This window comes from Pseudomonas sp. AC172 (genome assembly GCF_979258595.1).
Map to the genome: position 1 here is coordinate 723971 of NZ_OZ409868.1, position 17410 is coordinate 741380.

The window sequence follows — 17410 nt, forward strand, 5'->3', positions numbered from 1 at the left end:
GAGTCAGAAATGAGCCAAGTCACTGTACGTTCCGTGGTCTATCAGATTGACGGCCAACCTTATGAAGGTCGTCTGGCGTTCGACGCCGAACACAAAGGCGCGCGTCCGGGTTTGTTGATGGCGCCGAACTGGATGGGCGTCAGCGCCGGTGCAGAAGAAATCGCCAAATCGGTCGCGGCCAAGGGCTACGTGGTGTTGATTGCTGACGTCTACGGTCAGGCGGTGCGTCCGCAGAATGCTGATCAGGCGGGCGCGGCGATGATGCCGTTGAAGGATGATCGTGCGTTACTGCGCAAGCGTATGCAGGCGGCGTTTGAGCAGTTGCAGAAGCAGGGTGAAGCAACGGTTGATACGTCAAAACTGGCAGTGTTCGGTTTCTGCTTTGGCGGTTGCTGTGCGCTGGATCTGGCTCGCACGGGGGCGCCGGTGAAGGCGGCGGTGTCGTTCCATGGCACGCTGGATTCGCCGAACCCGGCCGATGCGCAGAACATCAAGGGCTCGGTGCTGGTGCTGCACGGTGCTGCCGACCCGTTGGTGCCTAAAGATCAATTGCCGGCGTTTGAAGACGAGATGAATGCGGCGAAGGTCGATTGGCAGTTGCTGAGCTACGGCGGTGCTGTGCACTCGTTTACTGATCCGCATGCGAATGTGCCGGGCAAGATGATGTACGACGCGAAGACCGCCAAGCGCGCGTTCAAGTCGATGCATGATTTGCTGGATGAAGTGTTCAAGGGCTGAAGCCTGAAAAGCAAAACCCCCTCACCCTAGCCCTCTCCCAAAGGGAGAGGGGACTGATTGGGGGGGCTTGAGGGTTACGCCGACCTGAAAGTGTCTTGGTGAATCCATAATCGCCAAGACTTTTCAGATCGATGGGTGACGCAAGACACCTCGGTCGGCCCCCTCTCCCTCCGGGAGAGGGCTGGGGTGAGGGTAGCTCTTCAGCGGGGCAACTCGATCCGCTCAACTTCCCCCGGCACCGTCGGCCATTCCCCGGCCGCCCATTTGCGCCGCGCTTCATCGATCGCCGCCGGATCACTCGCGACAAAATTCCAGTTGATCCGCCGAGGCCCATCCAACGGCGCGCCGCCAAATACCACCGCGTGCACATCGCTTTCGGCAAACAGGCTCATTTCTTCCCCGGCCGGCAATACCACCAGTGCATGCGGCTCAATCGCCTCGCCATTCAATTGCGCATCTCCACTCAACACATACACCGCCCGCTCTTCATGCTCGGTCGGAATCAGCAGAGTGGTCGCCGTTTGCATCTTCACTTCCGCATACAGCGTAGGAGAAAGCACCGGCACCGGCGATTCCAGGCAAAAGCCTGACCCGGCAATCATGCGGATCTGTACGCCAAGGTTGTCGCTGATCGGCAATGTCGCTGCCGGGTGATGGCTGTAATGCCCCGGACCTTGTTCATGATCCCTGGGTGATGCCAGCCAGATCTGTAAACCGTGCATCGTGAAGCTTTTGTCCCACAACGGCTCAGGCGTGCGTTCAACGTGAGCAATCGCGCTGCCAGCGGTCATCCAGCTGACGTCGCCAGCGCTGACCACCTGATCCGAGCCAAGGCTGTCCTTGTGCTGGAGCTGGCCTTCAAACAAGTACGTGAGGGTCGACAGACCAATGTGCGGATGCTGTCGGATGTTCATGCCTTTGCCCGTCGGATATACCGTCTCGAGCATGTGATCAAAAAACACGAAAGGCCCGACGCTGCGGCATTTGGCTGACGGCAGCGGGCGCAGAATCGGTTGGCCTTCGACGTCTTCGGCGCGCGGGCGGATGATCAGAGGTTGCGTGTCCATGGTGCATTCCAGGCTGAGCGGGTGATGCCAGAAGCATAACCCGCCGCTGGCATGAGGAGGATTACTGGCTATCAAAGCCTTGCGGGGCGTGGGTTTCGATGGTGACTTCGCTGGTGGTCATCAGTTTGTGGATCGGGCAGCGGTCGGCGACTCGCAGCAGTTCCTCACGCTGAGCATCGGTGAGTACGCCTTTCAGGGTGAGGGTGACGTGCAAGACGTATTTGCCTTTTTGTTCTTCGCTGTTGTCGCGTTTGACGTCGACACCGACGCCGGTCAGCGGGATGTCTTTTTTCTTTGCGTACATCTTCAGGGTCAGCGCTTTACAGGCGCCGAGCGCGGCGTCGAAGTAATCGTGCGGCTCAGGCGCCGAGCCTTCGCCGCCGGCGGATTTCGGTACGTCGGCAAACAATTCGTGATCATCAATCTGTACGGTGTGACGAAAACCTTCAGCGGAGACGGTATTGACGGTAACAGTCATGGGAACCTCGCAGGCAGTAGGAAAAGTCGTTCGATCAAACAAGATCTTGCAGTTATAGAGCATTCCCACCGGTACGCGTTCCACTTTCCTGCGGGATGAACCCTTGTCGTCAGGGCGGGGTCTAGGCTATGCCTACTTCCCGGAGATTACTTGTGTCCCTGTATCGTTTGAGTCTTGCCTGCCTTCTGCTGCTTGCCGGCAGTGCCAGCGCCCGCGAATACACCTACAGCGATGCGCACCTGCATTACGTGGATTTTTTTCAGGAAAGTGCAGGCATGGCGAAACTGCTGACGGCAATGAAGGACGGGTCCGTCGAGCATGTAATGATTTCCGGGATTCCCGTGGCGAAAAAATGGCACGAGGACGAACCCAAGCGTCCGCGTTATTACGCCGGGGATGACGCCGATGCCTATTGGTACAGCGCAACCGACGTGATTGTTGCCGATGCGGTGCAAAAGCTGTCAGCCGAGCAGCGCCCGTACTTTCATCCCTTCCTCTCGGGTTTCAACCCCAACGACAAGAACTCCGCCGCACATATCCAGCGCATGCTCGATCTGTATCCGGGGCTTTGGCAGGGCATTGGCGAGGTGTTCACTCGGCATGATGACCTCACGGCGCTGACGTCCGGCGACACGCCGCGCGCCAACAACGAAGCCATGACCAAGATCTATCACTTGGCAGCCGAGAACGATCTGCCGGTGATGTTGCATTCCAACATCACTTCCAAGCGTGAGAAAAACCCGCTGTACCTGAAGGAAATCGAAGAGCCGCTGCGTAATCACCCGCACACGCGATTCATCTGGGCCCACGCCGGCACCAGCGCTGAAATCCATCGCCATCAAACGCAACTGAAGTTCTTGCTGCCAACCCTGACCCGCATGCTTGAGGCGTATCCGAATCTGTTCATCGATCTGTCATGGAGCATGCTCACGCCGTACTTGCTGGATGAGCAGGGCAAGCCGCGCCCGGAATGGTTGGCACTGGTCGAGAAATACCCCGAGCGCTTTATGCTCGGCTCTGACGTGGTAGGGCGTTTCAACAAGCTCGGTGAGGAAATGCACAGTTTTAAACCGTTCCTTGATGCGCTGCCTGAAGGTGTTGCTAAAAAAGTCGCCAGAGATAACTTCCTGGCGATCTTGCCGCGAACGGAGCTCAAGTCCGGCAAAACCACGCTGAATCGTTAATGCCGACGGTTCGGAGTATTAAGGCCTTTTGATATCACGTTTTGGTCTTACGCAAATTTTCACCGGGCCGATACCTTCTTAAGCAACCAGCTGCAGGGTTGATGCAGCGCTTTTGGAAGGAACCAGAGCAATGAGTATCCGTAGTCTCAATATTGCCCCGCGCGCCGGCCTCGGTTTTGGGCTGTTGGCGCTGATGGTGTTTGCCCTCGGGGCGTTCGCCTTGCTGCAAATGTCGAACATGCGCGCGCAGTCCGACGAGGTCGACAACAATTGGCTGCCCAGCGTGATGGCTGTCGGCGAGATGAGTCAGGACATGTTGCGCCTGCGCGCGCTGACCATGCGCCTGTTGCTCAACCGCGATCCACAGGCGCTGGAGCAGAATGTCGTCAAACTCAATGAGCTGCGCGGGGTGCTAAGTGAGGCTCAGCAGCGTTACGACGTGCTGATCGTACTGCCCGAAGAGCGCAAGCTGTTTGATCGCTTCAAAGTTGCCGAGCACCAGTATCTGGAGTTTCAGGCGCAGGTCATGCAGTTGTCTGCGCAGAATCGCGTTGAAGAGGCTGCGACCATCCTCAACGGCCAGATGAGTCCGCTGGCCGATGAAATTGCAGTGCTTTTGCGCGAACTGGTTGAGCTGAATAAACACAATGCCAATCTCGCCACTGAAGCAGCGCGGCTGGTGTTTATGAATTCGCGGGTGTGGGTCGGGGTGATGATCGGCGTTACCGCGCTGATCACCATTGGCCTGGCCCTGTTGCTGACGCGCAGCATCGTGCTGCCGCTGGCGCAGTCGTTGGGTGTCGCCGAAGTGGTGGCCGGTGGTGATCTGACCGGCGATATCAACATCACCGGCAAGGATGAGCCGGCGCGACTGCTGCAGGCGCTCAAGAGCATGCAACACAACCTGCGCGACACGATTCGGCAAATCTCCGAGTCCTCCAGTCAATTGGCATCGGCGTCGGAAGAGCTGAGTTGCGTTACGGAAGACGCTACGCGCGGTTTGCACCAGCAGAGTCTGGAAATCGAGCAAGCGGCTACAGCGGTTAATCAGATGACGGCAGCGGTGGAGGAGGTGGCAAGCAATGCCGTGGCGACCTCCGAGGCCTCTCGTGAATCTGACCGCATCGCCCAGCATGGTCGCGAACAGGTGCATCAAACGGTTTTGTCCATCGAATCGCTCGCCGATGATGTGACAGCCAATGCGAGTCAGGTGGAAGATCTGGCGAAGAAGGTCTACAGCATCAGCAAAGTGCTGGATGTGATTCGTTCGATTGCCGAGCAGACCAATTTGCTGGCGCTTAATGCTGCGATTGAGGCCGCGCGGGCTGGGGATGCCGGGCGCGGGTTTGCGGTGGTGGCCGATGAAGTGCGCGCACTGGCGCATCGCACGCAGCAATCGACGCAAGAGATCGAGCAGATGATTGGCGGCATTCAGCAGGGCACCGATTCGGCGGTCAGTTCAATGCAGCAGAGTAATGTGCGGGCGCGTTCGACACTGGAGTTGGCCAAGGCTGCCGGGACTGCACTTGAAGAGATCGCCTCGGCGTTCACGCTGATCAATGAGCGCAATCTGGTGATCGCCAGTGCCTCTGAGGAGCAGGCAGCGGTGGCGCGGGAAGTGGATCGTAATCTGATGAATATTCGTGATCTGGCGATGCAGACCTCGGCGGGGGCGAATCAGACGAGTGCGGCGAGTCAGGAGTTGTCGCGGTTGGCGGTGGATTTGAACAGTATGGTCGCCAGGTTTTCTGTCTGAATTAGCACTGAACCCTGTGGGAGCGAGCCTGCTCGCGAAGGCGTCCGATCAGTCAACCTTTTCAGAGGCTGACACTCCGCTTTCGCGAGCAGGCTCGCTCCCACATTGGCTGGTGGTGCTGCAGAAATCGCAGGCGAAAAAAAGCCCCGCTTTTCGCGAGGCTCTTTGTTCTTGCGGCGGATCAGCTGCCTTTAACGGTTTTGCCGTTGACCATGCCGTCCTGGAGCATGATGTTGTACTCCTTACCGTCGGTTTCAACCTGTTGCAGACGAACCAGCAGGTAATCCCAGTCCTTGGCGAACCACAGGACGGTGATGCGCTTGCTTTGTGTCGGGTCGCGTACGCGCTCGACCTTGATCGCGTCGATCTTGCCAGCCTTGGTTTCGACTTTTTCCGAACCCAGTACGCGGAAGTCATAAGTATCGACTTCGCCGTCATCGACCACTTGATAGCTCATGGTCTTCTTGCCGGCAGCCACATCATGTTGCAGCGCCAGTTGATAGGTGGACTTGTCGACCATGCCGCGGTTCAGCGGGATCTTCACCGCATCGCCACGATCGGTGCCGGTGACCATCTTGCTGTTCCAGTCGAAATCCAGATCAGCCTTTTTCGCTTTGCCCAGACCGCCACGTTCGAAGTGGTAGGACTGCGGTAGCAAGGTGTCCTTGTCCAGGGTCAGGGTGCTTTCTTCAGTCAGGCTGGCGATCATCATCGAAGCCTTGAAGCTGAGCTTCCAGACGCCGTTGGCTTCCTTTACCAGACTGCGCTCGGCGGTGCCGCTCATGGGCAACTGCTTCCAGTCGGCGGTGTAGCTGGCGGAGAACGGTTGAAGTTCCGCTGCCTGCGCGAAGGGCAGGGCGAGCAGAGCGCAAGCGAAGAGCAGGGCGCGACGCATAATATCTCCTAGTGTCGAATCAAGTGGCCGCTGGCCGCGAGTAACTGGCCATCCAGTAAAGCACCGTGTTCACCGAGTGCCAGTCTGCCTTCGGCAAACCAGCGCACTGCCATCGGGTAGATCAGGTGTTCCTGAACGTGGACTCGCTGCGCGAGACTGTGCGGCGTGTCGTGCAACTCTACCGGTAATACTGCCTGTACGACCAGTGGTCCGCCATCGAGTTCCTCGGTGACGAAATGCACGGAGCAGCCGTGCTCGGTGTCACCGGCCTCCAGCGCGCGCTGATGAGTGTGTAACCCTTTGTATTTGGGCAGCAGCGACGGGTGGATGTTGAGCAGGCGACCTTGGTAGTGGCGAACGAAATCAGCGCTGAGAATGCGCATGAAGCCGGCCAGCACCACAAGTTTCGGTTGGAATTCATCGATCAGATCGATCAGAGCAGCATCGAAGGCCTCGCGACCTTCGAATGCCTTGTGATCCAGCGAGCGAGTCGCGATACCCGCATCACTGGCGCGTTGCAGGCCGTAGGCGTCGGCGCGATTGGAAATCACTGCAGCGATGCGGGCCGGGTTGTCGCCGGCCCGCGTGCTGTCGATCAGAGCCTGCAAGTTACTGCCGGTGCCGGACAACAGCACCACGACATCACAGGTTGCGGACATTAATGAGCCTTAAGGTTCTGCAGATCAACCTGAGCAGCGCCTTCGGCAGCGGCAGCGATCTGACCGATGACCCAAGGCTGTTCGCCGGCGTCACGCAGGGTTTTCAGGGCTACTTCTACGTGCTCTTGAGCCACGCAGATGACCATGCCGACGCCGCAGTTCAGCACGCGGTGCATTTCGGTTTCGTCGACGTTGCCTTTTTCCTGCAGCCAGTCGAACACGGCAGGGCGAGTCCAGCTCGCTACGTCAACCACCGCCTGAGCGCCTTTTGGCAGTACGCGCGGGATGTTGTCGAGCAGGCCGCCACCGGTGATGTGGGCCATGGCTTTGACGGCGCCGGTGTCTTTGATCAGCTTGAGCAGCGGCTTCACGTAGATGCGGGTTGGAGCCATCAGCAGGTCGGCCAGCGGTTTGCCGTCGAGCTGGATGTTTTCGATGTCGGCACCGGACACTTCGATGATCTTGCGGATCAGCGAGTAGCCGTTGGAGTGCGGGCCGGACGATGGCAGCGCGATCAGCGCGTCACCGGTGGCGACTTTCGAGCCGTCGATGATTTCCGACTTCTCCACGACGCCGACGCAGAAACCGGCCAGGTCGTAGTCTTCGCCTTCGTACATGCCTGGCATTTCAGCGGTTTCGCCGCCAACCAGGGAGCAACCCGACAGTTCGCAGCCTGCGCCGATGCCGGTCACTACCTGGGCAGCGGTGTCGACATTGAGTTTGCCGGTGGCGTAGTAGTCGAGGAAGAACAGCGGCTCAGCGCCGCAAACGACGAGGTCGTTCACGCACATGGCAACCAGGTCGATGCCGATGCTGTCGTGCTTGTTCAGGTTCAGCGCCAGACGCAGCTTGGTGCCGACGCCGTCGGTGCCGGAAACCAGCACGGGCTGCTTGTAGCCGGCCGGGATTTCGCAGAGGGCGCCGAAACCGCCCAGGCCGCCCATGACTTCCGGGCGCGCAGTGCGCTTGGCGACGCTCTTGATGCGTTCGACCAATGCTTCACCGGCGTCGATGTCTACACCGGCGTCCTTGTAGCTCAGGGAGGGTTGCTTGCTCATGATCCAGGCCTTTAGGGGAGGGGATTCAGGGGTAACGACCGAGTTCAGCGGGAACTTCGAAATCGACGGGGCGATGGCCTCACGCGAGTTTCGAGGTGCCCGGCTGTTGCCGGTCTGCGAAGGCGCGCGATTTTATCAGGCTTGAGGGGCAGCGGCCATCCTCGCACCGACGGGCAGGGCCATATCAGCGGAAATTTTTTGCAATTGAGCCATATGAACGCCTGTATAAAGTGTGGCGATTAACCGTCTATCGTTATCACTGTGCAAAATTTTACCGCTGTCGTGTGAATGTTTAGTGCTGGCAGATTGTCACAGCCTTGCTTAACCGGTTCACGCGGCCTGTTCCAGCCGCTCCTGTCGACGGGAATTCTCCATGCGTTTGTGTAAATTGTTGTTTGTGGGTTGTTTGTCTCTGATCAGCCTGGCGAGTCATGCCGAAAATCTCAAAGGCCTTTATCAAGTGCGTGAGCCGGTCAATGGCCAGGCGCCGGAAGAGCGTGATCGCGCCACGCAAGCGGCGCTCGACACGCTGGTATTGCGTTTGACTGGCGATCCGAAGGCTCCGCAAAATCCGGGGCTGGCGGCGATTCGCAAGGACCCGCAGCAAATTATCAGTCAATTCGGTTTCGATGCCGGGCCGCCGGAGGTGCTGAAGGTCGATTTCGATCCGGCGACTACCGAGCAAGCGCTGCGGCGTGCCGGGTTATCGTTGTGGGGCGCCAGTCGGCCGTCGATCCTGAGTTGGTGGCTGAACGATTCGGCTGAAGGGTCGAGTCTGGTTGGTGATGGTCAGGCCGCTGCTGCGCCGTTGCGTACGGCCGCGCAACATCGCGGCTTGCCATTGCGCTTGCCGCTGGCGGACCTGAGCGAGCAATTGGTTGCCACTGCGCCAGCGCTGGAAGGCACCGATCCGGCACCGTTGCGCGGTGCCTCCGAGCGCTACAACGCTGACGCCCTGCTGGCGGTGCATGCGCGCGAAGAAGGCGGGCAGTGGCAGGCCAAATGGCACTTGTGGCTGGGCGATCAGAAAGAGGCAGGCAGCGTTCAGGGCGCCGATCAGGCTGCTGTCGCGGACGCGGTGATGCTGGCGGTGGCCGAGCGGCTGGCGCCACGGTTTGTTGCCAAACCGGGCGCTTCGGGGCAACAGACCCTGGAAGTGCAAGGTATGAATCTGGAGCATTACGCGGCGCTGTTGCGGTTACTCGAACCGTTTGGCGTGCGTCTGCAAAGTGTTGACGGCGATCGCGTCGTCTATCGGGTCAATGGCAGCGCCGATCAGATGCGTGCGCAATTGTCGCTGGCCAAGTTGCAGGAGTTGCCGGCCGAAGCACCCGCCCCGGTGACGGCGCCACAGCCAGTGGCTGGCGGCGCAACACCTGTCGCGGCGCCAGCCCCGACCCCGGCAGCACCGTCGTTGCGGTTTCGCTGGTAAGTCTTTCCTTATATAGAAGCAACAGGAGTGGTACATGGCCGATACGCGGCGTTGGTTCTGGCTCGGTGGGGTAGTCCTGCTGTGCGCGTTTGTATGGTTGTTGCACCCGATCCTCACGCCGTTTCTGGTGGCGCTGTTGCTGGCTTATCTGTTCGATCCGCTGGTGGATCGCCTGGAAAAACTCGGGCTGTCGCGCACGTGGGGCGTGATTGCGGTGTTTGCCTTGTTCACCTTGATCGTCACCGCGCTGTTGCTGGTGCTGGTGCCGATGCTCGCCAAGCAGTTACTGCGTCTGTACGAACTGGCGCCGCAAATGCTCGACTGGCTGCAACACACGGCGTTGCCGTGGGCGCAGGCGAAGCTGGGTCTGTCGGATGGTTTCTGGAAATTCGACAAGGTCAAAGCGGCGATCAGCGAGCACATGGGGCAGACCACCGATATCGTCAGTGTGGTCCTGAGTCAGGCCACGGCATCGAGCCTGGCGCTTATCGGTTGGCTTGCGAATCTGGTGTTGATTCCGGTGGTGAGTTTTTACTTGCTGCGCGACTGGGACGTGATGATGGCCAAGATCCGCAGCCTGCTGCCGCGTGATCGGGAAGAGACCATCGTATCGTTGGCCGGTGAATGTCATGAGGTACTGGGCGCGTTTGTTCGCGGTCAGTTGCTGGTGATGGTGGCGCTGGGCGTGATCTACGCAGCGGGCCTGATGATCGTCGGGCTGGAACTGGGGTTGTTGATCGGCCTGATTGCCGGTCTGGCGGCGATCGTGCCTTACATGGGTTTCGTGATCGGTATTGGCGCTGCGCTGATTGCCGGGTTGTTCCAGTTCGGTGGCGACTTGTATACGATGGTGGGGATCGTTGCGGTGTTCATGGTCGGTCAGGCGCTGGAAGGCATGGTACTGACGCCTTTGCTGGTGGGCGATCGTATCGGTCTGCATCCGGTTGCGGTGATTTTCGCGATTCTGGCCGGCGGCGAGCTGTTCGGTTTCACCGGCGTGCTACTGGCGTTGCCAGTGGCGGCGGTGATCATGGTGCTGGTGCGCCATGTGCACGACTTGTACAAGGACTCCGACATCTATAGTGGCGTTGACGATCCGCAACTGTAATGGCGAAGGGTGGCCCGGCGAATAGCCGGGTTGGCCCGTGTCCTGCAGGTGCTGGCGCCAAAGAATCTGCCATAAAACCAGTGCATTAACGCAAACCTTTGATTTTGCTTGGACTCTGTCGCATTGTGCGCTCAGCTTCACGGGTATAAACTTCGCAAACTTTACACAGAGGCCACTAACGGTTCCTTGAGAACTGTTCAGTCAGCATGAAACCGATTCAGCTGCCCCTAGGTGTGCGTCTGCGTGACGACGCCACCTTCATCAACTACTACCCAGGCGCCAATGCCGCTGCACTCGGCTATGTCGAGCGTCTATGCGAAGCCGACGCCGGCTGGACAGAAAGCCTGATCTACCTGTGGGGCAAACACGGCGTAGGGCGTACGCATCTGTTGCAGGCTGCGTGCCTGCGATTCGAGCAAATGGGGGAGCCGGCTGTGTATTTGCCGTTGGCCGAGTTGATGGACCGCGGCGTCGAAATCCTCGACAACCTCGAACAGTACGAACTGGTTTGCCTGGACGACTTGCAGGTGATTGCCGGCAAGGCTGACTGGGAAGAGGCGATGTTTCACCTGTTCAACCGTCTGCGTGACAGCGGTCGGCGTCTGCTGATCGCCGCATCCACCTCTCCGCGTGAACTGCCGGTCAAGCTGGCAGACTTGAAGTCGCGCCTGACCCTGGCGCTGATTTTCCAGATGCGTCCGCTTTCCGATGAAGACAAATTGCGCGCCTTGCAATTGCGCGCGTCGCGTCGCGGTCTGCACCTGACCGATGAGGTCGGGCATTTTATTTTGACTCGCGGCACTCGTAGCATGAGTGCGCTGTTCGACTTGCTTGAACAGCTCGATCAGGCCTCTCTGCAGGCTCAACGCAAGCTGACCATTCCCTTCTTGAAAGAAACGCTAGGCTGGTAACCGCGCGGCCTTCAGCGTGTTTTGGCATATTTCAGGCGCCAGAAAATCCGCTTTCCTGCACGGTGTGCAGGCCGCGTATCGGTTCAATCGGGCTTAAGCGCTTAGATGTAAACGAGAAACCGGGAAGTCACAAAAAGATCGATTGAATTTGCAAATGAGGTTGATAGCGGGCATAGTCTCGGCTTCTTTACAACTATCAGCCACGGTCGTGCCCATGCTAAAGCGCTTCGCACCCCTCGTGCCTCTCGCACTCGTCACCCTGTTGTACGGTTGCGCTGCTCATTCTCCAGTTCAAGAGCAGCCTCAACAGGTTAAAAATTCTGCCACGGCCCAGTCTTCGGTTATTTACCAGGAAGAGCTGGATACCGAAAAAGAACTCAACGAATTCAATGGCAAGAAGCCTTATCAGCTTCCTGTTCTGGCCGACAGCATCCTCGAACGCGGCATGTCCCTGATCGGTACCCGTTACCGTTTCGGCGGTACCTCTGAAGCCGGTTTCGATTGCAGCGGTTTCATCGGCTATCTGTTCCGCGAAGAAGCCGGCATGAACCTGCCGCGCTCGACACGCGAAATGATCAACGTCGATGCGCCGCTGGTCTCGCGCAGCAACCTTGAGCCGGGCGATCTGTTGTTCTTCGCCACCAACGGTCGTCGCGGTCGTGTCAGTCACGCCGGCATCTACCTGGGTGACAACCAGTTCATCCACTCCAGCAGTCGTCGCAGCGGCGGTGTTCGCATCGACAGCCTGGGTGACAGCTACTGGAGCAAGACTTTCATCGAAGCGAAACGCGCTCTGGCCAACGCTCCGACAGTCGTCACCGCTCGTAAGTAATTCCCCTGTTGTCGCTGCGCTCGCGGCGACAATCAGGCTTCCGGCAACGGAGTAGACGTATACTTTACAAGGTGAAGTTAAAGTCTTACTTGAAGTTTGCCGCGTAGCCGCTAGAATCCTGAATCTAGATTGATGGCAAACCGCCTGCGTGCTTACGCAGGCGGTTTTGTTTTCTGTCCACCGGCAGAAAAAGCCGCAGCCAGATCAGGATGTTCTGCTTATGACGATGTCGGCCCGCCTCACATTGATGCTCTTCGCAGCGCTGCTCAGCGCCTGTGCCAGTCGCACGCCGCCACCTGCGCCGGTGGTTCGCGCGCCGGTCGTGTTCGGCCCCTCCCAATCTTTTTCACCGGCTGCTGAAGACGTGCTGTTTCGCGCGCTCGGTCTGGTTGGCACGCCTTATCGCTGGGGCGGCAACACGCCGGATTCAGGCTTTGATTGCAGCGGGTTGATCGGTTTTGTCTACCGTGATGCGGCGGGCATCTCTTTGCCGCGTTCGACGCGTGAGCTGATAGTCATGCAGGCACCGAATGTCGGCAAGGAAGGCTTGCAGACTGGCGACCTGATTTTCTTCGCCACCAATGGCGGCTCGCAGGTCAGTCACGCGGGGATTTACGTCGGCGAAGGGCGGTTTGTGCATGCGCCTGCCACGGGCGGGACGGTCAAGCTCGACAGCCTGTCGAAGGCGTATTGGCAGAAGGCTTATCTGAGTGCCAAGCGGGTGTTGCAGCCGGAGCATCTGGCGCATAACCCGTAGTAAAATCGCAGCAATCCTAATGTGGGAGCGAGCCTGCTCGCGAAAGCGGTGTATCAGTCAACTCAATAGAGACTGACACTACGCATTCGCGAGCAGGCTCGCTCCCACAGTTGTTTCAGGTCACATTCAACATCACTTCGTGGCCGAGACTCGCCACACTTTGTTGCCAACATCATCCGCCACCAGCAAGCCGCCTTGCTGATCGATCACCACGCCCACCGGCCGACCTAGCGCATTCTCATCCTTGTCGAGGAACCCGGTCAGCACATCCACCGGTTTGCCGCTCGGCTTGCCGCCGGTAAATGGCACGAAAATCACTTTGTAGCCACTGTGCGGTTTGCGGTTCCATGAGCCGTGCTGGCCAATAAATGCGCCTTCCTTGAACTGTGCCGGCAACGTGTTGCCCGCGGCGAAGCTCAGGCCCAGCGAGGCGGTGTGCGGCCCGACCGCGTAATCCGGGGCAATGGCTTTGGCCACCAGATCCGGGTTTTGCGGCGACACACGCGCATCGACATGCTGACCGTAGTAACTGAACGGCCAGCCATAGAAACCGCCGTCCTTCACTGAAGTGATGTAGTCCGGCACCAGGTCACTGCCGATCTCGTCGCGCTCGTTGACCGCTGTCCACAGCGCGCCACTGGTCGGCTCCCAGGCCAAGCCATTGGGGTTGCGGATACCCGAAGCGAAGATCCGGTGATTACCGGTCGCCCGATCAACTTCCCAGATCGCCGCGCGGCCTTCTTCTTTATCCAGACCATTTTCGCCGACGTTGCTGTTCGAGCCGACCGTGACGTACAGCTTGCTGCCGTCCTTGCTGGCGATGACGTTTTTCGTCCAGTGGTGATTCAGCGTACCGCCGGGCAGATCGACTACCTTGATTGGCTGCGACTTGATCTCGGTCGCGCCTGCTTCGTAGTTAAAGCGCAGCAAGCGATCGGTATCAGCGACGTAAAGATCGTTGCCGACCAGCGTCATCCCGAACGGCGAGTTGAGGTTCTGCAGGAACACCGTGCGTGTTTCCGCGACGCCATCGTGATCGGTGTCACGCAGCAAGGTGATGCGGTTCGGACTCGGCACGCCCGCGCCAGCCTTGCCCATGACCTTCTTCATCACCCAGCCGCGAATGCCGCTGCTGTCGTCAGGCTTTGGCGGGGCATTGGTTTCCGCTACCAGCACGTCGCCGTTGGGCAACACGTAGAGCCAGCGCGGATGGTCGAGGCCTTCGGCGAATGCTGCGACCTGGGTGCCGGTGGCGGCTGTCGGTTTAGCGCCCTCGGGCCAGCCGATCGCCGGGGCGATGTTCACCGTCGGGATCAGGGTCTTGTTCGGTTCGGGCAGCTTGGGTGACGGGCCGGTGCCGTCGGAGACTTGCAGGCTGGAGGATTCACCGCAGGCGGCGAGCCCTCCGGCGAAGGCGATGACAAAAACGAGCTGGGGCTTGCGCATTGCTGATCTTCCCTATGAATGCATTCCTAATCATAGAGGAGGGCGCAAGCCCGATGGTTCAACTGCTCAGCCGCGGGCTTCCTTGAACAGCACGGCGATGCCTGGGTGATAGTTGCCGGTTTCGCTGCGCAATTTGCGATAGGCATAGGGGAAATACCAGGCGACCGCGCAGGTGTGTTCCTTTTGCAGATCGTCGACCATGTCCTGCAACTCTTCGGGGCTGGCGCTGTGCTGGGCTTTTTGCGGCGCGACAAACAGGCAGCCAAGCTTGAGGTCGCTGGCATAGCTGATGCGTTTGGCGTCGTTGGTGATGTCCAGCAAGGCTTGAGTCAGATTCAGGTTGGTAACCTTTGGCCAGCGCTGGGTGGCCTGGATAAAGGCGCGGTCTTCGGCACCGGCCAGAAACAGATCGGCGCGGGCGTTGCGCTCGCCTTCTTCATTCTGTTTGCGCGTGGCGGTGTCGTTCAAAGTGACCAGCTCAGCCATCCAGGCTGCGGCCGAGAGCAATCCGAGATTGGCTTTCTCGTCATGCCAGTAAGGCGTGTCGCTGTCGCCGCGTACGGCGTTGTAACGGTCGATACAGTCAAACCAGCGTTCAAGCACCGGGCGCAGGAATTCCAGGCGCGGGTTGCTGATGATCATGCCTTGCATCGTCATCATCCTTTATTGTTGTGGTGGGCTTTTCGGGAAAAGCATGGCTCTTTGATATCATTTGTATCAGTGTGGCACAAGATTGGCGTCGGATAATTGATCGGCGGCAGTTATTCGCCCGATGGCCGCCTCTTTAATTGACGCTCCATCCCCAACCCTCTAACCTTCGCGGCTTGTTTCAGGTGCTCTGTGACCTGCGTCGACAGAGTGAAACAGGGAAGCCGGTGAGGGTTGTCTTCGCACGAAGAACCACCACGATCCCGGCGCTGCCCCCGCAACGGTAAATGAGTGAACACTGCGTCGAATGCCACTGCTCAAAGCGGGAAGGCGCGCAGTCAGGCCAACGCCGCTCATGAGCCCGGAGACCGGCCTGATCCATCCAGCGGCATCACGGTGGGCGATGCCAGGCTTTTTGCCGTCTATTCTTGTGCCTGCCCGCCGTTATCCAGCCTCAACGGAGAGCTCCCCCATGACTGATTCCCCCGAGCGCGACGAACGCCATCTGGCGCGTATGCAGCGCAAAAAAGCCGTGATCGACGAACGCATCGCCAACTCGCCTGACGAGTGCGGCCTGGTGCTGGTGCTGACCGGCAACGGCAAAGGCAAAAGCAGCTCGGCGTTCGGCATGCTCGCCCGCGCCATGGGCCACGGCATGCAGTGCGGTGTGGTGCAGTTCATCAAGGGCCGCAACAGCACCGGCGAAGAGTTGTTTTTCCGCCGTTTCCCCGAGCAAGTGCGTTTCCACGTGATGGGCGAAGGTTTCACTTGGGAAACCCAGGATCGTCAGCGCGACATCGCCGCCGCCGAAGCCGCGTGGGCAGTCTCGCGTGAACTGCTGCGTGATCCGTCGATCGGTCTGGTGGTGCTCGACGAACTGAACATCGCCCTCAAGCACGGCTACCTCGATCTCGATCAGGTGCTCAGCGATTTGCAGGCGCGTCCGCCGATGCAGCACGTGATCGTCACCGGTCGCGCGGCCAAGCCGGAAATGATCGAGATGGGCGATACCGTCACCGAAATGGGCATGCTCAAACACGCCTTCCAGGCCGGCATCAAAGCGCAGAAAGGCGTCGAACTTTGAATCAACCACGTCACTGCCCGGCGGTCCTCATCGCCGCGCCGGCCTCCGGTCAGGGCAAGACCACCGTTACCGCCGCGCTCGCCCGTTTGCATCGCAATCAGGGGCGCGTGGTACGCGTGTTCAAATGCGGCCCGGATTTCCTTGATCCGATGATTCTCGAGCGCGCCAGCGGTGCGCCGGTGTATCAACTGGACATGTGGATGGTCGGTGAGCAGGAAAGTCGTCGTCTGTTGTGGGAAGCCGCTGCCGAGGCCGATCTGATTCTGATCGAAGGCGTGATGGGCCTGTTCGACGGTACGCCTTCCAGCGCTGATCTGGCGCGGCATTTCGGTGTGCCGGTGCTCGGCGTGATTGATGGGACGGCGATGGCGCAGACCTTTGGTGCGTTGGCACTGGGTCTGGCGAGGTATCAGCCGGATCTGCCGTTTGCCGGTGTGCTGGCCAATCGTGTCGGAACTTTGCGACATGCGCAATTGCTCGAAGGCAGTCTCACTGAAGGCCTGCGCTGGTACGGCGCGTTGTCCCGCGAAACGGGTATCGAACTGCCGAGCCGGCATCTCGGCCTGGTGCAGGCCAGCGAGCTGAATGACCTCGATGTGCGTCTCGACGCGGCTGCCGACGCTCTCGCCAGCAGCTGTGAGGTAGCGCTGCCACCGGCGGTTGAGTTCGCCGCGCCTGACGTCATCGCTGTCGAGCCACTGCTCAAGAATGTACGAATTGCCGTCGCCCATGATGAGGCGTTTGCCTTCACCTACGGCGCGAGTCTCGATCTGTTGCGGGCGATGGGCGCCGAGCTGAGTTTCTTCTCGCCGATCCGCGACACGCAATTGCCTGAGGCGGACAGCCTGTATTTGCCCGGTGGGTATCCGGAACTGCACCACGTTGCGTTGTCGCAGAACACCGCGATGGTTGAAGCGATCCGTGCGCATCATGCGGCAGGGAAACCGTTGCTCGCTGAGTGTGGCGGCATGCTGTACCTGCTGGATTCTTTGACCGACGTTGAAGGAACTCGCGCCGAATTGATCGGGCTGCTTAAAGGCGACGCGGTGATGCAGAAGCGTCTGGCCGCATTGGCGTTGCAAGCGGTTGATCTGCCGGAAGGTTCGCTGCGTGGGCACACTTATCATCATTCGCTGACGAAGACTGAGTTGACGCCGATTGCGCGTGGCTTGAGTCCGAATGGTGGGCGCGGTGCCGAGGCGGTTTATCGGGAAGGGCGGATGACGGCGTCGTACGTGCACTTTTATTTCCCGTCGAATCCGACTGCGATTGCCGCATTGTTTGCGCCAGACCGTGAGGCCGCCTTCGCGAGCAAGCTCGCTCCCACAGGGGATCGTGTTTCTTGAGCAAGCACCCC

17 protein-coding genes and 1 riboswitch are annotated in these 17410 nt (G+C 59.3%); of the genes, 10 read left to right on the forward strand and 7 right to left on the reverse strand.

Annotated features, from left to right (window positions below):
- Positions 1-9 precede the first annotated feature (9 nt).
- Complete coding sequence (locus ACZ0A4_RS03410) at positions 10-738, forward strand: dienelactone hydrolase family protein (protein ID WP_463573069.1); 729 nt, start codon at positions 10-12, stop codon at positions 736-738.
- Between the two features lie 200 nt (positions 739-938).
- Here ACZ0A4_RS03410 and ACZ0A4_RS03415 read toward each other — a convergent pair whose 3' ends face one another.
- A complete protein-coding gene (locus tag ACZ0A4_RS03415) occupies positions 939-1805 on the reverse strand; it encodes a pirin family protein (RefSeq protein ID WP_463573070.1) in 867 nt (288 codons plus the stop codon).
- Positions 1806-1866: 61 nt separating this feature from the next.
- Positions 1867-2283, reverse strand: coding sequence for an OsmC family protein (locus tag ACZ0A4_RS03420; RefSeq protein ID WP_008082948.1), 417 nt, complete (start codon positions 2281-2283; stop codon positions 1867-1869).
- 128 nt (positions 2284-2411) lie between these two features.
- Between ACZ0A4_RS03420 and ACZ0A4_RS03425 the strand changes: the two genes are divergently transcribed.
- Both ACZ0A4_RS03425 and ACZ0A4_RS03430 read left to right on the forward strand, forming a co-directional pair.
- A complete protein-coding gene (locus tag ACZ0A4_RS03425) occupies positions 2412-3467 on the forward strand; it encodes an amidohydrolase family protein (protein ID WP_463573072.1) in 1056 nt (351 codons plus the stop codon).
- 130 nt (positions 3468-3597) lie between these two features.
- Positions 3598-5223 carry a methyl-accepting chemotaxis protein gene (locus tag ACZ0A4_RS03430; protein ID WP_463573073.1) on the forward strand — a complete coding sequence of 542 codons (1626 nt, stop codon included), beginning with the start codon at positions 3598-3600 and terminating at the stop codon, positions 5221-5223.
- 181 nt (positions 5224-5404) lie between these two features.
- Here ACZ0A4_RS03430 and ACZ0A4_RS03435 read toward each other — a convergent pair whose 3' ends face one another.
- From ACZ0A4_RS03435 to purM, 3 genes are read right to left on the reverse strand one after another with little or no spacing between them, the layout of a single operon-like run.
- Positions 5405-6118, reverse strand: coding sequence for a DUF3108 domain-containing protein (locus ACZ0A4_RS03435; protein WP_463573075.1), 714 nt, complete (start codon positions 6116-6118; stop codon positions 5405-5407).
- Positions 6119-6126: 8 nt separating this feature from the next.
- Positions 6127-6777 (reverse strand): phosphoribosylglycinamide formyltransferase, encoded by a 651-nt coding sequence (gene purN, locus ACZ0A4_RS03440; RefSeq protein ID WP_463573076.1) that lies wholly within the window; start codon positions 6775-6777, stop codon positions 6127-6129.
- Entirely contained in the window at positions 6777-7835 is a 1059-nt protein-coding gene (gene purM, locus ACZ0A4_RS03445) for a phosphoribosylformylglycinamidine cyclo-ligase (RefSeq protein WP_463573077.1), read from the reverse strand. The genes purN and purM overlap by 1 nt, the downstream gene beginning before the upstream one ends.
- A gap of 373 nt (positions 7836-8208) precedes the next feature.
- Between purM and ACZ0A4_RS03450 the strand changes: the two genes are divergently transcribed.
- The 5 genes from ACZ0A4_RS03450 (at position 8209) to ACZ0A4_RS03470 (ending at position 12875) form a co-directional block, all read left to right on the forward strand.
- Complete coding sequence (locus ACZ0A4_RS03450) at positions 8209-9267, forward strand: DUF2066 domain-containing protein (RefSeq protein ID WP_463573078.1); 1059 nt, start codon at positions 8209-8211, stop codon at positions 9265-9267.
- Positions 9268-9301: 34 nt separating this feature from the next.
- Positions 9302-10375 (forward strand): AI-2E family transporter, encoded by a 1074-nt coding sequence (locus ACZ0A4_RS03455; protein ID WP_463573079.1) that lies wholly within the window; start codon positions 9302-9304, stop codon positions 10373-10375.
- Positions 10376-10581: 206 nt separating this feature from the next.
- Entirely contained in the window at positions 10582-11286 is a 705-nt protein-coding gene (gene hda, locus ACZ0A4_RS03460) for a DnaA regulatory inactivator Hda (RefSeq protein ID WP_007919828.1), read from the forward strand.
- 214 nt (positions 11287-11500) lie between these two features.
- Complete coding sequence (locus tag ACZ0A4_RS03465; protein ID WP_007919826.1) at positions 11501-12118, forward strand: C40 family peptidase; 618 nt, start codon at positions 11501-11503, stop codon at positions 12116-12118.
- 220 nt (positions 12119-12338) lie between these two features.
- Positions 12339-12875, forward strand: a complete 537-nt coding sequence (locus ACZ0A4_RS03470) for a C40 family peptidase (RefSeq protein WP_123449657.1) — start codon at positions 12339-12341, stop codon at positions 12873-12875.
- Between the two features lie 132 nt (positions 12876-13007).
- On the opposite strand, the gene ACZ0A4_RS03475 is transcribed toward ACZ0A4_RS03470, so the two are convergent.
- Both ACZ0A4_RS03475 and ACZ0A4_RS03480 read right to left on the reverse strand, forming a co-directional pair.
- A complete protein-coding gene (locus ACZ0A4_RS03475; protein WP_463573081.1) occupies positions 13008-14321 on the reverse strand; it encodes a PQQ-dependent sugar dehydrogenase in 1314 nt (437 codons plus the stop codon).
- 66 nt (positions 14322-14387) lie between these two features.
- Positions 14388-14972, reverse strand: coding sequence for a hypothetical protein (locus ACZ0A4_RS03480; protein WP_463573082.1), 585 nt, complete (start codon positions 14970-14972; stop codon positions 14388-14390).
- A gap of 163 nt (positions 14973-15135) precedes the next feature.
- A riboswitch (cobalamin riboswitch) is annotated at positions 15136-15360 on the forward strand.
- Between the two features lie 81 nt (positions 15361-15441).
- On the opposite strand from ACZ0A4_RS03480, the gene cobO reads away from it, so the two are divergent.
- The gene (cobO, locus tag ACZ0A4_RS03485; protein ID WP_003223053.1) at positions 15442-16053 is read left to right on the forward strand and encodes a cob(I)yrinic acid a,c-diamide adenosyltransferase; all 612 of its coding nucleotides are present in this window, start codon (positions 15442-15444) and stop codon (positions 16051-16053) included.
- On the forward strand, positions 16050-17399 hold the full coding sequence (locus ACZ0A4_RS03490) for a cobyrinate a,c-diamide synthase (protein WP_463573083.1): 1350 nt from the start codon (positions 16050-16052) through the stop codon (positions 17397-17399). The genes cobO and ACZ0A4_RS03490 overlap by 4 nt, the downstream gene beginning before the upstream one ends.
- The last annotated feature ends 11 nt before the right edge of the window (positions 17400-17410 follow it).

Bases quoted from the DNA above. Each gene is read 5' to 3' on its own strand.
- ACZ0A4_RS03410 (WP_463573069.1), top strand. From the start codon at position 10: ATGAGCCAAGTCACTGTACGTTCCGTGGTCTATCAGATTGACGGCCAA.
- ACZ0A4_RS03415 (WP_463573070.1), bottom strand. From the start codon at position 1,805: ATGGACACGCAACCTCTGATCATCCGCCCGCGCGCCGAAGACGTCGAA.
- ACZ0A4_RS03420 (WP_008082948.1), bottom strand. From the start codon at position 2,283: ATGACTGTTACCGTCAATACCGTCTCCGCTGAAGGTTTTCGTCACACC.
- ACZ0A4_RS03425 (WP_463573072.1), top strand. From the start codon at position 2,412: ATGCCTACTTCCCGGAGATTACTTGTGTCCCTGTATCGTTTGAGTCTT.
- ACZ0A4_RS03430 (WP_463573073.1), top strand. From the start codon at position 3,598: ATGAGTATCCGTAGTCTCAATATTGCCCCGCGCGCCGGCCTCGGTTTT.
- ACZ0A4_RS03435 (WP_463573075.1), bottom strand. From the start codon at position 6,118: ATGCGTCGCGCCCTGCTCTTCGCTTGCGCTCTGCTCGCCCTGCCCTTC.
- purN (WP_463573076.1), bottom strand. From the start codon at position 6,777: ATGTCCGCAACCTGTGATGTCGTGGTGCTGTTGTCCGGCACCGGCAGT.
- purM (WP_463573077.1), bottom strand. From the start codon at position 7,835: ATGAGCAAGCAACCCTCCCTGAGCTACAAGGACGCCGGTGTAGACATC.
- ACZ0A4_RS03450 (WP_463573078.1), top strand. From the start codon at position 8,209: ATGCGTTTGTGTAAATTGTTGTTTGTGGGTTGTTTGTCTCTGATCAGC.
- ACZ0A4_RS03455 (WP_463573079.1), top strand. From the start codon at position 9,302: ATGGCCGATACGCGGCGTTGGTTCTGGCTCGGTGGGGTAGTCCTGCTG.
- hda (WP_007919828.1), top strand. From the start codon at position 10,582: ATGAAACCGATTCAGCTGCCCCTAGGTGTGCGTCTGCGTGACGACGCC.
- ACZ0A4_RS03465 (WP_007919826.1), top strand. From the start codon at position 11,501: ATGCTAAAGCGCTTCGCACCCCTCGTGCCTCTCGCACTCGTCACCCTG.
- ACZ0A4_RS03470 (WP_123449657.1), top strand. From the start codon at position 12,339: ATGACGATGTCGGCCCGCCTCACATTGATGCTCTTCGCAGCGCTGCTC.
- ACZ0A4_RS03475 (WP_463573081.1), bottom strand. From the start codon at position 14,321: ATGCGCAAGCCCCAGCTCGTTTTTGTCATCGCCTTCGCCGGAGGGCTC.
- ACZ0A4_RS03480 (WP_463573082.1), bottom strand. From the start codon at position 14,972: ATGCAAGGCATGATCATCAGCAACCCGCGCCTGGAATTCCTGCGCCCG.
- cobO (WP_003223053.1), top strand. From the start codon at position 15,442: ATGACTGATTCCCCCGAGCGCGACGAACGCCATCTGGCGCGTATGCAG.